The 15595-nt window shown below is 29.8% G+C and carries 16 protein-coding genes; 5 read left to right on the top strand and 11 right to left on the bottom strand.

Annotated features, from left to right (window positions below):
- Positions 1-393: 393 nt before the first annotated feature.
- A complete protein-coding gene (locus IAE45_RS16360) occupies positions 394-1350 on the bottom strand; it encodes a S41 family peptidase (protein WP_200127404.1) in 957 nt (318 codons plus the stop codon).
- Positions 1351-1814: 464 nt separating this feature from the next.
- Here IAE45_RS16360 and IAE45_RS19045 point away from each other — a divergent pair, with 464 nt between their 5' ends.
- Positions 1815-2210: a hypothetical protein gene (locus IAE45_RS19045; protein ID WP_233619131.1), complete on the top strand. Its 396-nt coding sequence runs from the start codon at positions 1815-1817 to the stop codon at positions 2208-2210.
- A 7-nt stretch (positions 2211-2217) separates the two neighbouring features.
- Positions 2218-2556 (top strand): hypothetical protein, encoded by a 339-nt coding sequence (locus IAE45_RS16350; protein WP_200127402.1) that lies wholly within the window; start codon positions 2218-2220, stop codon positions 2554-2556.
- A gap of 114 nt (positions 2557-2670) precedes the next feature.
- Here the strand turns inward: IAE45_RS16350 and IAE45_RS16345 are convergent, their stop codons facing one another.
- From IAE45_RS16345 to IAE45_RS16335, 3 genes are all read right to left on the bottom strand, one after another.
- Complete coding sequence (locus tag IAE45_RS16345; protein ID WP_010748115.1) at positions 2671-2847, bottom strand: hypothetical protein; 177 nt, start codon at positions 2845-2847, stop codon at positions 2671-2673.
- 130 nt (positions 2848-2977) lie between these two features.
- Positions 2978-3382, bottom strand: coding sequence for a hypothetical protein (locus tag IAE45_RS16340; RefSeq protein ID WP_233619129.1), 405 nt, complete (start codon positions 3380-3382; stop codon positions 2978-2980).
- Positions 3358-3804, bottom strand: coding sequence for a hypothetical protein (locus IAE45_RS16335; protein WP_200127400.1), 447 nt, complete (start codon positions 3802-3804; stop codon positions 3358-3360). Before IAE45_RS16335 ends, IAE45_RS16340 begins: the two co-directional genes overlap by 25 nt.
- A gap of 219 nt (positions 3805-4023) precedes the next feature.
- Here IAE45_RS16335 and IAE45_RS16330 point away from each other — a divergent pair, with 219 nt between their 5' ends.
- The 3 genes from IAE45_RS16330 (at position 4024) to tyrS (ending at position 6302) form a co-directional block, all read left to right on the top strand.
- A complete protein-coding gene (locus tag IAE45_RS16330; protein ID WP_233619127.1) occupies positions 4024-4308 on the top strand; it encodes a hypothetical protein in 285 nt (94 codons plus the stop codon).
- A 231-nt stretch (positions 4309-4539) separates the two neighbouring features.
- Complete coding sequence (locus IAE45_RS16325; RefSeq protein WP_200127398.1) at positions 4540-4743, top strand: hypothetical protein; 204 nt, start codon at positions 4540-4542, stop codon at positions 4741-4743.
- Positions 4744-5363: 620 nt separating this feature from the next.
- A complete protein-coding gene (gene tyrS / locus IAE45_RS16320) occupies positions 5364-6302 on the top strand; it encodes a tyrosine--tRNA ligase (RefSeq protein WP_200127396.1) in 939 nt (312 codons plus the stop codon).
- Between the two features lie 79 nt (positions 6303-6381).
- On the opposite strand, the gene IAE45_RS16315 is transcribed toward tyrS, so the two are convergent.
- Genes IAE45_RS16315 through IAE45_RS16285 form a run of 7 tightly spaced genes read right to left on the bottom strand, consistent with a single transcriptional unit; the run spans position 6382 to position 15572 of the window.
- On the bottom strand, positions 6382-6930 hold the full coding sequence (locus IAE45_RS16315) for a hypothetical protein (RefSeq protein WP_200143142.1): 549 nt from the start codon (positions 6928-6930) through the stop codon (positions 6382-6384).
- Positions 6896-8449, bottom strand: coding sequence for a hypothetical protein (locus IAE45_RS16310; protein ID WP_200127392.1), 1554 nt, complete (start codon positions 8447-8449; stop codon positions 6896-6898). Before IAE45_RS16310 ends, IAE45_RS16315 begins: the two co-directional genes overlap by 35 nt.
- On the bottom strand, positions 8442-10091 hold the full coding sequence (locus tag IAE45_RS16305) for an NUDIX domain-containing protein (protein WP_200127390.1): 1650 nt from the start codon (positions 10089-10091) through the stop codon (positions 8442-8444). Before IAE45_RS16305 ends, IAE45_RS16310 begins: the two co-directional genes overlap by 8 nt.
- A complete protein-coding gene (locus tag IAE45_RS16300; RefSeq protein ID WP_200127388.1) occupies positions 10081-11181 on the bottom strand; it encodes a tetratricopeptide repeat-containing glycosyltransferase in 1101 nt (366 codons plus the stop codon). The genes IAE45_RS16305 and IAE45_RS16300 overlap by 11 nt, the downstream gene beginning before the upstream one ends.
- 2 nt (positions 11182-11183) lie before the next feature.
- The gene (locus IAE45_RS16295) at positions 11184-12857 is read right to left on the bottom strand and encodes an ATP-binding cassette domain-containing protein (protein WP_200127386.1); all 1674 of its coding nucleotides are present in this window, start codon (positions 12855-12857) and stop codon (positions 11184-11186) included.
- Positions 12805-14499 (bottom strand): ATP-binding cassette domain-containing protein, encoded by a 1695-nt coding sequence (locus IAE45_RS16290; protein WP_200127383.1) that lies wholly within the window; start codon positions 14497-14499, stop codon positions 12805-12807. Before IAE45_RS16290 ends, IAE45_RS16295 begins: the two co-directional genes overlap by 53 nt.
- Entirely contained in the window at positions 14496-15572 is a 1077-nt protein-coding gene (locus IAE45_RS16285; RefSeq protein ID WP_200127382.1) for a GT-D fold domain-containing glycosyltransferase, read from the bottom strand. The genes IAE45_RS16290 and IAE45_RS16285 overlap by 4 nt, the downstream gene beginning before the upstream one ends.
- Between the last annotated feature and the right edge of the window lie 23 nt (positions 15573-15595).

Here is a 15595-nt window from a genome sequence, read left to right as displayed (position 1 = left end):
TATTGACAGTAAAAGAACTTGCTGAATTTTTTGGTATCAGCAGACAAGCTAGGTCGTCTCGAGTTGCTTGAAGCGTTCGAAGTTCCTGACACAGCAGCTGCACGTATACTAAGACTAAAAACTGATAGACCAACATTAAGAAAAGAGAATATATTATAGAAAATATAACTTTAAGGTGGAATAGTTATGGGTAAATTCTTTTCAAAATATGATTTTTTTTTATATTTTATTGTCGCTATTTTAAGTTTAATCGCATTTCTAGCAAGACGTAGTACAATTTGGTTAGTGTTATTTTTCGGGTGGTTAAGTATTGGATTTACTCATGTTGCAAGAAAAAAGCACAAGTAGCAAAGTAAAAAAAACTTGCAAAGAAAAACCTTTGCAAGTTTTTTTTTACTTTAATTGAGATTTTATCCATTCTATTGCAGAACTTTTGCTATTATTTGTTTGAACATCTGGATTAATAGGAACATTTTTATAAATTTTATTTGTTCTGTCTTTTACAAAAGCAGAAGTTATTTGTAATGTCGATCCATCATATAAATAGACAGTTTGATTGGCAGAAGTGTAACCTGCTGAATCAGACCCAAAAAATTTAACATTAGGGATCCCCTTAAAGCACAAAGCGGTTAATTCGCCAGAACTCCCTGTATTACTGTCTATTAATATGGCAATCGGCACTTTTTTTATTTTTTTGTTATCACTTATTTTTATTGTTGATATGTTACTGTTTAATTCGCCACTTTTAAGAGTTACAGGCTCTAAATCGTTGTTTCTATCTACATAACTAAATAATTTACCATCTGGTAATATGGCAGATAGACCTAATATCATAGGAGCCATATCTCCTCCTGTATTTCCACGTAAATCAACAATTACGGACTTATAAATTTTCTTATGCAACGCCGTTTCTAAAATAGTAGTATACTCTTCAGCTTCTTTATCACTTCCAGTAAATGCAGGAATAGTTAATACTAAAATATCATTTTCGACTTCTGCCTTGGGTTTTATATATTCTTCAATACTTTTTTTTGACATATTTTCTTCATATTCAATAAACGAATGCTTGCCTCCTGCAACTTTAATCGCCTTTTTTAAATTAGGGATTGTTTCTGCATAATCTTTAGCATTTGATGTTTCTTGTATCGTATTTTTTTTAGTTTCTACCCATTCTTTTGAGTCAGTGAACAGCCCAAGTTCGTCCATGTTATTTAGGGCAACTTGTACATACTTCTGAGGGGATGGTGGTACTAAATATATGTTTAATTTATACCCCCAAAAATAGATAATCCCTAAAAATAAAACACATATTGTCACTACAGCTAATAAAACACGCTTCACTATTTTCATACTAAGTATTCTCCATAAATGATTTTAACATTATTAAAACATAATTTGGATGGAAAACCATGGACCTTTAGACCGATTAGTGATAAAAACTATTAGCGTTCATTTTTCTCTCTAATCTCTAAATAGTTGCTTATTATATTTTTTTCATATGCATTTTTGAAAAATATTTTCTAATTGATTAGAAAGAATCTTATTGAAATTCGTTTATTAGATCGGATTCCTGTATACTAAAAGAAAAACAAACGAGGTGACACCCTTGTGGCAACGGATAGATAACCAAAACAAATGTTGACAGTAAAAGAACTTGCTGAACTTTTTGGTATCAGCAGACAAGCTATGAGGAAACATGCTGACAACCTAGAGCCAACGTACCTTGCCATAAACAGCCAAGGGTATAAGACAGTTCTGTGGTCGGGAGTGTTGAACCTTGCTGACAAGCTAGGACGTGGCTAGGACGTGCTGAGTTGCTTGAAGCGTTAGAACTTCCTGACGTAGCAAGCTCTGACAGTATAGAAACGAAGTTGTTTGCACAGTTGCAACAAAAGGACGCACAAATTGATCAGCTACAGTCGTTATTAGTCCAACAACAAAAACTTCTTGATCAGCAACAACAACTAACTTTGCAAGCGACCAAACAAATACTGCTTCTGACGTCGCAGGAACATTTTTCAGAAGATTTAAACAAAGAATCCTACAAAATAATACCAAAAATTTTAAAACGTCTCAGAGTGGTTATGAGAGCCCCTCAGAACATGAAGGGAAATTTACACCTGAAAATGAAGTCATGCAACCGAAACAAGAAAGACAGAAGAAGTGGTGGCACTTTTTCCGTGAACTCTAAGATAGTGTTGAAAGGATGAATTGTGTATGTCGTTTTCAGCTTATGTTGACAGCTATCCTGTGACTGCGTATATCGTAGGTCACCTTGGTTTATCAGTGGGTGATTTTTGTCGACAGTATGAATTCGATCCCACAATCGTCACGGGGTGGCAAACAGCGAATCGTTCCGTTTTCTCCTTGCCTGCTGACTTTGTGGAATGCCTGGCTATTACGTCCGACAAAACAGCGGATCAAGTCCGCTGCATTTTACGCTTGTTAGAAAAGCAACATTTCGCTTATCTTGCGACGAGTCCAGCTTGGAACATAACACCGTTCCAACTCGTCCCCCCGGTTTCTTCACAAAAGACCCAAAGAGAAGAAGCTTGATTTACCGACGTTTTAGGCTTTCAACATAGCTAGACCAATTGAAAATCACAAAGAACGCCCGTCAATCGTTTGATTGACGGGCGTCTTGTGTTAACTATATTTAAAATAACTGAGTTAATCCAAAAGTGTTATTGTTGCGATTGCTGTTTTCAATATGATTAAATGCTTTTTTGTTGTTTCAACTTCTACTCTCATAGAATCTTCAAAAATATTTATTACTGTACCTCTAATATTTTCTATTTTATCGTTTAAAAATAGAATGTCTACTTGTGAGCCTAATAATACTTTCATTTCTAAATACCTCTTATTTCCTTTCAAGAATCACTTTTTTAGATGGCATATTACCATGTCTTATAAACTCGAATATGATCTAGAACATCCTCTGTCGTGCTTACCTGCTTGACATAAACTGCATACCCACTTACCCATTTCGAACATTTAAAGCCTTATAGAGCTTATTATAATAGTCCCCGACTGCTGCTCCTGTAGCAATTTTATGCTTTCTATAAGCTGCAGATAGAACATCCACTCTGTAAGCACGTGTGCGATTAAAAACTGGTATAGGATCTTCAACAGTATATTTATATACAGATCCAACTTCTTCTGTCGAGTAACCATATTCTTCTAAAATCGAGCTAATTGTTTTTAAGTCTTCAACTTTTTCTAAAACTACCGTTTCATTGTCAATAGTAGCAACCTTCGTTTCTGAAGCTTCAACATTTTTAGAAAACAATACGCCCAAAGACACAATTACTCCCAATAAAAACAAATATTTTTCATGTACAACACGCCTAACTATTGCTAATTTTGATTGATTTGAATCCACTTATCTTTCGCACTAGTAAAAACATTTTTTACAACTTTTATATCTTCATTAGAAACTGTTTTTCCAGTTGTTTCGTCTATAACCTTAAAACTCGAATCCATGTGTACCGTTTCACTGATATTTCCGCTTGTTGTCCATGTCACTTGAAAATCATTGTCATTTCCATCGTAATCAACTAATATGCCATTTTCATAATCTGTAGCTGTAATAGGAAGACTGGCTGGCACTTCAAATATATTTTCAGTACTAAGTTCAACAACAGAATACCCAATACCATTTTCATTGGTAGTATACGTTCTCCCAGTTTTTTCCCATGTAGAAACTTGTGAATATAAATCAGAGAGTTTATTCTTTTGAACTGTAGCAAATCCTGTAACTCCCCCAATTAATACCACAAAAAACAAAATAACTACAATCACCATTTTTTTGAGCGCTTCATATTTTTCATATCTGCTCCTTTCTTTCGAATTTCTCCCCCGAACATTTAATATTTTGAAAAGTTTAAATATTGTGAAAATTATACCGAATCAATATATTTATATCAAATAAATTTATCGAACAAGCAAGTGGACTATAAATCCGTCCACTTGCTTGTTCTTGTTAGTTATCTTGTTTCAAGAGAAAGGATGGGATTGACGAGGATGCCGCCGATTCATTCAACGCATTCGCTCTTAGACCAAGATATACCAGAAATCAAACACTCTAGCTTTGTTCAAGAAAATCAGCAGTTCAAACAAGAGTTTCTTTATTTTCACCACTTGTTTTCTTTGGGTCTGACGGCCATTAGCCATCCATATAAACCAGAAATCACCGATCGGATCCATTATCAGAAAAATGTGATCGTCGATGATTCTCAATTAGGCTTACTACAGTTTGCGAATGCTTTGTCTATTTTGGCTTTAAAAGAACAAGAGATCTCTGCCTGATCCTAGTATTTTTTTCTATCGATCACTTCGTGTTGTGTCAGCAACACGGTTTCTGAAGGAGCGGTCGTGGTGGCTGGAGCAACTGAAGGAACAAGTATTTCACTCGGATTTAGACATAAAAAAACGCTAAAAGCCTTGATAAATATAGGTTTTTAGCGTGAGTTATGGTATAATATGAGTACAGTAAAGTTTGTGACGGTGGCGCTTTTTTTGAAAGTGAGGTGGTGCATTATGAATGTACTATCGAAATCTGAAGAAAGGAGTAGCCTTTTGCAAGATGTGAATATAATCGGCATTTTGTTAGCAATAGCGCCTGTTTTGTTAGCCTTCATGGGTTTAATCGAAGCATGTGTGAAGCTAGCAGATACGATTATAAACACTCGTTCTTCTAAGCGTAAAAGCAAGAAGAAACAAAAAAAGAGTGCAAAAAAATAACCGTCTACTTTAGCAGATCACGGTTATTTTCGTTTAAATAATAGTACTGCCACCGTCTTAAACGGTGCTGTAGGGGAGTTGTTAGCGCAACTCCTCTTTACATAGTAATTATAGCAAGATTTCAGTGAAATATCAACCTTTTGCTCTACACAGATACGGGTATTTATTTACTGTCGAACAGTTTAGTTAAACAGGTAGTTAAAAGTATTTTCATCTGAAGAGAACAATTTTATTTTTATGTTAAATATCTAACGTGCCCTCTTTATAATCATTTTTGTCTTATCTTATGGAAAACAGTATGTGCATGGTATAGTGTTACATTTTCCAAGGAGTGATTTTAGTTTTGTATATATGGCGAGATTGTCTTCATTGATTCAAACCCTTGGTATATTTAGGTTTTTGCGATTGTTTGTGGTATTATATGGGTAAATATCATTTTGTATTATTCGTAGTAAATCTTTAGAGAAATGGTTTGAAGGTTCAGGTAATAATTAGTTTCGATTTTTGAATGTTAATAATTATTTTCATGATTTTAACAATAAGAAAAAATACAAAATTGATTATTTATAGTGTTTGTATTATTTTTAATTAACTAAAATTTTTTAGCAAGGAGAAGTGGGATGAACGATAACTTGTATGAGGAGTTACTAGGTAGAGGAGCTATAAAGGATTTTTCAAGCGAATTTCTTAGTGATAAACTAAATAAAGATAAATTGAATTTCTATATTGGAACTGATCCTACAGCAGATAGCCTACACTTAGGGCACTACTCCTCTCTTATTACAGCGAAAAGATTGGAGATGAATGGTCATAAAGCGTTTATTCTTATTGGTGGAGCAACTGGATTAATAGGTGATCCTAGAGGAACTGCAGAAAGAGAAAAAGTACAGAAAAATATTATAAAAAAAAATTCAGAATCTCTAGAAAAGCAGATTAAAAAAATATTCTCATTCGAAGTTATAAATAATATAGAGTGGACAGAAGATGTAAATAGTTTAGAATTTTTAAAAGATGTTGGTAAGCATATTAATGTTTCATACATGATTAATAAAGATTTAGTAAAGCGTCAGTTAGAATCAGGTATATCATTTGCTGAATTTTCGTACATGTTATTACAAGCATATGATTTTAAATATTTGACAGAAAAATATGATATAAATTTGCAAATTGCTGGATCAGACCAATGGGGGAACATCACAACAGGAATCGAATTAGTCAGAAAAACTTTGGGAAAAGAAGTGTTTGGATTTACTATGCCTTTAGTGGTAGACAGTAGTGGAAAAAAGTTTGGCAAAAGCGAAGGAAACGCAATTTGGTTAGATATTAACAAAACATCGTCCGAGGAACTGTTTAATTACCTAATGAGCTCTTCCGAAGTAGATGTCTTTCAATACCTAAAAAGACTTACATTTTTATCACTAGAAGAGATAAGTATAATTAAAAAACTCCATACAGAATGTCCTGAGAAAAAATTAGCACAAAGTAGACTAGGATATGAAGTAGTAAAAGATATACACGGGAAAGAAGAGGCCGATAAGTATCTAAAAGTTAGACATTAATATTTTATTTTTTAAAGTAAAGAGAGGAAGTACTACCGTTATTAAAATCATAATGGCTGGTACTCTCTCTTTTATATTACTAAATTTTGTCTAATATTACATAATTTAAAGGAGAACAGAATTTATTGTAGAAATAGGCAATGTTCAAACTAAATTTCCCGAAAATAAGATAATCGACTCTTTCCTTGGCTAAATCAATAGCTCTAATTTCTAAGTAAGTATGAATAACTTCTATTAATTTAAAGTCTCCTCTTCTCTTAGACAATGGAAGCATATTTTTGTACTGATTAACACTAATTGGCTTATAAAAATCCATAATTCTTTTACTTGATATTTCTTTACTTAAATTTACATGATTGCTCAGAAATACATAGTTTATTCTGTGTTCTTTAAAAAAATTTCGATATTGCTCTCTTAGCTTTTCTTGATATGAATCTGTATATCCCATCATAATCTGAGGACAAATATCGTCAACAACAAACAACGGCTTAGAGCCAAAGCAATTATTGCATTCTGCTATAATTACTTCAAATGCTTTTTTTGGGCTACTTCTGGCCCATATGACTATTCCAAAAGAAGAGTTTTCTTTTATATTAAGACCGCTTTTCGCTGAGAATTTCAATTTCAACAACCTTTCCTTTTCCAATCTGTATATTTGTATTTTTATTAATAACAAAACTTTCGTTAACTATTTCTAGTTCCGGATAAATCTTTATTGCGTTATCATGAAACATAGCTCGTAATTTTTTTTTACTTAGATTTAAGCGCGAATTATGCGACAATAAATTTATTAATTCTACTCCTTTTACAGTAGGTATAACTATATATTCTTTTAGGTTATTAATATGAAATTTCTTTAATCTATAATTTTGATCAAAGGATTCTCCTATTAAAAACTTTAATAATTCCCAAACAATTTTATATTTATCTTCAATAGAGGCGATTTTTCGAGTTTTTCCTAGAAATAGATTCTGTAAAAAATCTATATCTGAATCGTTGGCCTTTAGAAAAAGTTTTATTAGATCTAAATCGCAAGTATTAGCATGAATTGGGTAAGTAAAAAAAAATGAAGTTTTGATATTTTTTTCAAACAGAATGTCAAAGTCGGTTATAGTATAAGTAATTTCTTTTTTATCTTTCACAATCGAATTTTGAACAGCATTGCTTAGTAAATCAGCAATATTTAACCCATCTTTTATTTCATTTACAGTTGTAGTCCTTAATGTATCCAACCATACAGTATCATTAATATAAGTGTATATTGATGAAACAGAATTAAATTGTTGTTTTAAAAAATCAATATTATTATAGTTTAAATCATCAATCAATAACCCAAAACTTTTTTGTAAATAGTCCAAGTTATTCTTAATTATTCTAAAATAAAAATAAAGATCTATAGTAAACTCTGCTGTATTGATTAGTATGTTAATCCTACTATAATCTCTAAGTAATTTTAGAAGTATTTCCATTGGTTTAATCGAATGCTTATCTACGAAATACTTGAATAAAGAGTTTATTTTTTCTATTGGTGAAGTCATAATGATTAAAAGAAGATCTTTTTGAAATTTCTTAATTATACTTAATATTTTCTTATCTTGGTTTAAAATCTCACAAAACAAAAACATCGAATGTAAATCACTTAGATAATATACGTTTGACTTGAAAGGATTAAAATAATACTTTATTAAACAACCATTTGATGTTGTAATCTCATTATAGTCGAAGGGAATTTCTTTTCTATTTTCAGTGGTATTTCCAAAGAATGAAGTAGTAGGTTTGAATTTTTTTAAAGAATTTTTACGATAGCTTGTAAAACTTATCTGGTTAAAATTCAGAATATTAATTAAACTAGATCGTTTAAATATTTTAACATTTATAGAATTTCGACCAGCACCATATTTAATAGTCTTTGTTACTATATCAATATTATATTCACACAGAAATGGTTCTAATGAGACATCAAAATCCTCATCAGTGCGAATTAAAAGGATATCTACATCTTTTTTACCATTAAAAAAATCATTAAATGTGTCATTATCATGTTTAAAAAATATTGATCCGGTTAATAAGATCAAATCATTTTCAAACAAATCTAGATTCTGTTCTATTTGTTTTTGTGCAAACTTTTTAAATTCAAATTTATTCAAATAAAAACCTCCCTTGAGAAGCTACATTTGGCGAAATTTGATCTATATGTTCGTAGCCTCTAAATATTTGAATTATATTGGTGAAGGTAGTTATTGTCCCATTCTTTGACAAAATAAGTTGAGCAGCTCCGTCTCGAATATTCAAACAATCAAACGTTTTCATTTCTTGGCTAAAAATAGTATTGACATTTTTATAACGAATCTTCAAATTATTGTTAGAATCAATATTGTATAGAACGTTATTGTTAACTGAACTTATATGTTTAATTAACTGATATCTATTTTCAAAAACTTCATCATGTATATCAATTCGTAGCTTATAGTTAAGGCATAGAGCTACCAATAATGGTTGCCAATCACTACATATTTTTGGATAGAAACCACATTTTGCTTCAACTATTTCACCTTTATCGTTGACTGGATTTGGTGATACAATGTTACTATTTATATCAAACCCCAATTTATCTAGCACACCTAATAATGGATTAATCATCGAAGAAGGATTAAATTTATAAGAATTGTAAGATGTTAAACAATCTATCATCTCTGTAACAATAACATTTCTATCTGGAGGAATACTAACGCTTTTAATTGTTGTTATTCTTTTTGTTTTATAAAACTCTATTTTTCGCTCTTCATAATTTATAGATATATTAAAACCGAATTCTTGTAGTGTTTCAATTAAAAAAATTATTTCTGGCTCTATTGAACTGTTATCAAGCGAAGCATAAGAAACATTTGATATCAAACAAAGATAAATAAATATTGAAGTAGCCGTGAACGATGGGTATTCTAAAAAGCAATTAATACTGGAGTGTATACATTTTTTAAATTTTATTGAAATGCCTTTAGAATTATTATTAACTACATGACCAAAATTTTTTAACATTTCTAAATATAAATCTATAGGTCTTTCACCAATTTGACATCCAGAAGGTTTAGTTTCCAAAATGACTTCTGAATGATTAGTCATTAAAAAGGGTATCATATTTACAGCAGACCAGCATTTTGTTAAGTTATTTTCTGATAAAAACAAAGTTTTGTTTTTATTGCTTTTAGATAGATGAATAATTTTTTCGATATAGTAGGCATCTATAGTATTTGGGGTACCAAATATTTTTAGGTCATCAAAATAAAGCTTTAAAGGGGCGATTCTCGAATATGCGTGCTTAGAGTAAGTTTGATTATTACCCAAACTATAAGTATTTCTTTTACCGCTATTCGCAAGAAAAAATATTTCTTTTTTTATTAGAGGTTCTATAAATTTTAAAACATCTTGAGATAGAAAGAGTCTGTTTTGTTTTAATTCATTAATTGAAGACCAAGCTGCTGCCAAGGTACCAGAGTTTTTCAATAAGTAAGGGTTACAAATAATTCCGATAAAATACTTTATTTGTTTTTGGTTTTCATGGGCTTTATATTTTTCAGTAAAGAAATACTTGTCTGTATCCAAAAGAAAATTGGGCGTTAGACCCGTTTCCTCATATAATTCTCGAAGAGCGGCCGCTTCTTCTGAGATATCTGTCGTCTCTATTTCTCCTTTTGGAAAACCAATATGTCCTTCAGGATGTAGAACTGTCAAAATCTCTCTTTCAATCATTGACACTAAAATTATACCGCTTCCTTTTTGATCAGTTTTCATATAATTCGTAACACTCCATTTCTAAACTTTTATTTACACAATCTAATAATGATCGTTGTATCCAAAACAAGTTTTTTTCCTGTATATCTTTATATATGCAGGGATTTGCTAAGTTTGAGTTCATAGTTAGACTTTTTAAAATTAAAGACTTTCTTTCATTTTTATCACTTGTAAGATATGCTGCGTTTATATTCCAATGTATTGAGTTTGGATATTTTTTTAATGCGAATTTCACTATTTCTTGTAATTCTTTTTCTTTGTTCATTTTTAGGAGGATATTAGCTTTCAAGACATAAATCTTATCAAGAAGAAAAGAATCATCTGTCTTAACAATCACATCTAAAATCTTTTGGGAGTCTTTCAAGTCACCCAAATCGTACAGTAATTGTGCTTTAAATAATGCTGCGCTTGGACTATTCAAATAATATCCAATATCAAACTGTTCTAGTGCTAAAGAATAGTTACCTAATGCTGCAAGTTCAAGGCCTAACATTGCATGCAGAAATACTGAATGCTCTGGCTTATTTATTTCTTTCTCCAACAATTCAATATTTCTCATTCTTTTTGATGTATTCTTTTTTTCATTAATTAGTAGATCAAAATGATGGAAACCTATATCTTCATATTTGAAATTCCCATTGATCTTTTTAATTGAAGTATATACAGATGCATGAATAGGCGAAGAATTGTATCTAATATTCTTATTGTTTTTGAAGATCCTGAGCACTTCGATTTGTGACCAGTTTCCGTTTCCTAAATAATCGTATCTAGGAGTAATAAGTGCATCATAGTTGGCATTTTTTAATAGGCTTCGGAGTTTTTTTAAATCATGTGAAAATATTCTTTCATCACAATCAATAACTAATATCCAGTCACCGTTAGCTTGATCTAAATATATATTTCTAGCTAAATCATATTCGAGTGAGTTCCCATTAACATGTTTTATTTTATTATTGCTACTTGTTATTGATTTATCAAATTGACCATTACTTACAACGACAATTTCGTCAACATATTGATTCACACTTTCTATTGTTTCCTTTAGGCGGTCATTTTCATTGAATTCAAGAATACAGGCAGTTAGTAACATATTTATTCTCCTTTGTAGGATGTTATTTCAATTACTCTATCGAATAAACTCAATAATTCTAGATCATGAGTAATGAAGACAATTGTTTTTTCTCTAAAATTAGATACTAGATTTTTGATAATAAACTTTGCTGAATTTTTGTCTAATGCAGAAGTAGCCTCATCAAGTATTAAAATATCCACATTATGATAAAATAACCTGGAAAATTCTAATTTCTGTGCTTCGCCACCAGACATATACGCAATATTTTCTTCTATATTTATTTGGTTTTGCATAATTGTATTGTCTAATGATGATAATTCGAGAACATCCGAGAACTTAAAAGAGTCAAATGGCTCGTTTAAGACAATGTTTTCTTTTAGTGACATATAGAAGGGGCTATTTTTTTGATCCACATTTAAAATATCTCCATTAATTATTATTTCTCCAGAAATTGGCCTCAATTGGGATAATAACAACTTTGCTAGTGTAGATTTTCCCTCTCCTGACTTTCCTATTATTGCTACATGCTCACCTTTAAATATTGAAAGATTATAGTTGCAAAATATGTTATTTGAACTACTATAACTGAAACATAGGTTTTTTATTTGAATTGCCACGTTATGTGATTCTTCAATAGAGTTTTCTTCAGATTTTTTTCTACTGATTTGCAATATTTCTTCTACTCTTTTTATTGAAACAATACTATTTTGTATATATTGTATAAAAGTGGCTAAGTCTTTATATGATTGAGAAACTAGTTCATTCAAAGTAATTAAAAATATGACATCATCAAAGGATACAGATTCTTTTTTGAATAAATTTTGAGTTATCAGCAAAACAACTATTTTTGCAATGAATACTAACGATTCGCCGACCGAATGATATAAACCAGTGAATATACTTGATATTATTCTGTTTTTAATTATTTTTTTTATTTGAACAAAAAATATGCCACTTAATAAACTTTGACTTTCGTTGATACGTACTGATGGTAAAGATGAGACGGAATTAGATACAAAGTTTATAGAGTCATCTATTTGGGATTTATTTTCTTTCTCTAGTTTTCGAATCAAAGGATTTAATATACATGAATTGATCAACAAGATGATGAATAATAAAATGTTTACCAATAAAAATACATATGAAAATTTTATAAAAATAATATTTCCAATTATGAAGATAGCAAGGAACTTCACTAACGATATAAAGGAATAAGATCCTAATAATGAAACAGACTTATTTGTGTCTTTAACTAAGCGCGTTATAATGGTTGGAATATCATAAGAATCAAATAATACATTTAAGTCCGTCAATAAAACTTTTTTTAACATTTTATAGCTAAGGTTAGAATACCCAAAAAGTAAAAGTTGTTGTTGAATAAACTTACTGATACCTATAACTAAGCCAACTGATAAAAAAAGTAGTAAAAAAAACAGTAAAGAATCTTCTGATACATTAATTTTTCCTTGTACAATATCTGGTATATTCTTATAAAAAACAGGCATTAAAAAAGATACGATTATATCTCCTAAAGATAAAGTGGTAGCAAGCATGAAAGCAAATTTTTTTTTTTCAATTGATTTTAGAGAAAAGGAAATTGATTTGAAAGAATTTTTAAATTCATAGGAAAAACTAGAAATATTAGTTTGCAAAAATCTTGTTGAAGTAACTATTTTTTTTTGTACATAATTCATAAGGACTACCTTCTTCAATTATTTCCCCGTCTTTAATACCGTACAGATAATCCAGAGAACATAATGTTGTTTTTTTATGAGATATTGTTAGAATTATTTTTTCCTGTTTCAATTTATTTATTTCACGGGTCACCATAATTTCATTTTCTAAATCTAAAGATGCGGTAGGTTCATCTAAAAGTATAATTTTCTTTTCTGTAATAAAAGTCGATAACAAACTTAGACGTTGCATTTCACCACCTGAAAATTGTTCATTATAATTATTTATTTCCCCTTCTAAATTATAGTTATTTAGAAAATAGAATAAGCTTGATTTTTCAGTGTAACTGTTCATCTTGTTAAGATTGCTATGTTTATTGACAATATTTTGTTTCAATGTTCCAGGAAAAAAAGAAGAATGTTGAAAACTAACGTCCATTAAATTGCTTACTTGCTCAAAAGATAGATCCTTTAGTTCATTATCTAATACAAGTATTTGTCCATTGTACGGAAGGTTTTTAGTGAGTACCTTAAGTAAGGTTGTTTTTCCAGAGCCACTCTCACCGAACACCCCTACGCTTTTATTCGTTTCTAATTTAATACAAATATTTTTTAGAATTAACTTGTCTTTTATACGATTTTCGACATTTTTCATTTCTATACAATATTTTGAATTTTGATCATATACTAATAGATTTGATACTTCTTTTTCTATCTTTGAGAACGAAAAAGAGTTTTTTATTTCATCTCTGTTCATTTTGATTAAACGCAAATTCTTAATAATTTCGCCAGAAAGCTCTATCGGGTTCCTAACAATATTGGCTAAAATAATAAAAGAAATGAACTCCCCAATCGTTAAAATATTGTTTTTTATCGAAAAAAAACCAATTAAAAACAAGGTAATTGCAATAGAACATTTTTGTAAGTATGATAGTATCGATAAAAATGCATCTGATAAATTTGATATTTTCTGGCTCATAAAAATTGATTCGAGATATTTTTTATATTTGTAAAGCATGAAATCTTCTATTTTTAAATTTCTAATTTTAAATATATTTTTTAGAATAGAGTAAGCAAAGTTAATCTGTTCTTTTTGCTCTTTATAAATTTTTGTTTGGGATTCTGCAATTCGATTAGCAATCCTAGAGAAAAATATACTGAATGTCGGGAATATTATCAGCAATACGAGCGTGCAAACATGATTAATCTTAAAGAGAGATACTAATGCAACAATTCCATTTAGAATTAAAACTAAATGCCAAGTAAAGAAGGTGGTCATACAATTACAATAGTTTTCGATTACATTCAAAAAAACATTTGTAAAGTAATTTCTTTCATTTGACAATTGAAAATGTAAGGGGTTTAAATATAATATTTTATTAAAGTTATTTATTTTTAGTAAGGCACTATATATTTCTAAGAAAAACTTTGTGATTAAAGATTGTAAAATATCTAGAATAAAAAAAGCTACCAATAATATAAGTAGGTACTTAAGAATGTTATGGATTTCTAGATACATTTTTTGCTTCATAAAATCAATAATTTGACCAATAATTATATTGATTTTTGAAATAAGAAAAGAGTTTAAAAAGATTATAACGAGCATACAAATTCCGATTACGATCAAACTTAATGTATTTCTTCTTTCCATATTTGTATTCATTTTATAGGTAATGACTCAGGAAATGAAATTTTCCCCAAGTATTGTTCATAGGAGCTAGTTAAATGCCCAATATCTATTGCTTGATAACCTAAATTTGCTAGTTCGTAAGACAGTACTGTAGCAGTTGGTCCTAATGATATTAGAAAAAGGGTGTCTTTTGAAAACTGTAAACATCTTTTTTCTATTTCACTATAAGAAGAGAAAGCATCTGTTGCTGGACACTCTATTTCGAATTTTTCACAAATGTTTTCGAAGAGGACACTGTCGGTATTAAATCTTGACTTATTACCATAGACAAAAACTACTTTCTTTCTTTGCCATATTTTTTTTATTTCACTGATCGTATTTTCAAAAAAAACCGTATTTCTTGTCATATCCGTATTACCATAACTAGAACGAGTAAAATAATTTTTTAAGCTATAGAAATTAGTGTACCAGTAGTGTTCCCAGAATGATAAATCCCCAAAACATTTTGGTATATTATTGTGCATAGAATTAAACTCAGGTATGGAAATTTGTATGCTATTTTTCTGAGATGTAAGAATCTCTATAAGCTTTTTCGATAATCGATCGCTATGTTTCTGAAACCCAATGTCTTTCTTTAATATTAAATTAAATTCACCATCGCCAAATCTAGATAAGGATTTTTTTTCATGAATTATTTTATTTAAAGTGTCGGTTGTTGAATCTACGATTGGAAACTTATTCTGTATTAACTCAAGTTCTTTGATAACGGTATCATTTTTAGTTATATAATTATTATAAAGAAAAAGAACTTCACATTTATCACATTTATAACTAATAACCGCTCTATTGTACTCATCAATTTGCAAAGAGTATAGTTCATCGTCGATATATTTCATATTAGAATAAAAATCTGTTTTTAAAAATATATGCTTGATTTTGTCCATAAAATTTTTGTGTTTTTCTGTATATCTCCAGACTTTGTTACAAATGTGTATAGATAATACTTGATTAATTTTGAAAACGTAGCTTGAGAGATAGTCTTTTTCAGTTAAATCATTGATTTTTTTGTAAATGTATTGAATCTCTCTTTCAGAATCTAATTTCATCTCTATCTCCTTTCTAATCTATC

Origin of the sequence: Enterococcus sp. S53 (assembly GCF_016516865.1) — a bacterium.
GTDB lineage: Bacteria > Bacillota > Bacilli > Lactobacillales > Enterococcaceae > Enterococcus_D > Enterococcus_D innesii.
The sequence above is the reverse complement of the archived record's forward strand: the minus strand, read 5'-3'. Positions and strand labels throughout refer to the sequence as shown.

Excerpts from the sequence above, each read along its gene's own strand:
- IAE45_RS16360 (WP_200127404.1), bottom strand. The coding sequence starts at position 1,350 with ATGAAAATAGTGAAGCGTGTTTTATTAGCTGTAGTGACAATATGTGTT.
- IAE45_RS16350 (WP_200127402.1), top strand. The coding sequence starts at position 2,218 with ATGTCGTTTTCAGCTTATGTTGACAGCTATCCTGTGACTGCGTATATC.
- IAE45_RS16345 (WP_010748115.1), bottom strand. The coding sequence starts at position 2,847 with ATGAAAGTATTATTAGGCTCACAAGTAGACATTCTATTTTTAAACGAT.
- IAE45_RS16335 (WP_200127400.1), bottom strand. The coding sequence starts at position 3,804 with ATGGTGATTGTAGTTATTTTGTTTTTTGTGGTATTAATTGGGGGAGTT.
- IAE45_RS16330 (WP_233619127.1), top strand. The coding sequence starts at position 4,024 with ATGCCGCCGATTCATTCAACGCATTCGCTCTTAGACCAAGATATACCA.
- IAE45_RS16325 (WP_200127398.1), top strand. The coding sequence starts at position 4,540 with ATGAATGTACTATCGAAATCTGAAGAAAGGAGTAGCCTTTTGCAAGAT.
- tyrS (WP_200127396.1), top strand. The coding sequence starts at position 5,364 with ATGAACGATAACTTGTATGAGGAGTTACTAGGTAGAGGAGCTATAAAG.
- IAE45_RS16305 (WP_200127390.1), bottom strand. The coding sequence starts at position 10,091 with ATGAAAACTGATCAAAAAGGAAGCGGTATAATTTTAGTGTCAATGATT.
- IAE45_RS16300 (WP_200127388.1), bottom strand. The coding sequence starts at position 11,181 with ATGTTACTAACTGCCTGTATTCTTGAATTCAATGAAAATGACCGCCTA.
- IAE45_RS16295 (WP_200127386.1), bottom strand. The coding sequence starts at position 12,857 with ATGAATTATGTACAAAAAAAAATAGTTACTTCAACAAGATTTTTGCAA.
- IAE45_RS16290 (WP_200127383.1), bottom strand. The coding sequence starts at position 14,499 with ATGAATACAAATATGGAAAGAAGAAATACATTAAGTTTGATCGTAATC.
- IAE45_RS16285 (WP_200127382.1), bottom strand. The coding sequence starts at position 15,572 with ATGAAATTAGATTCTGAAAGAGAGATTCAATACATTTACAAAAAAATC.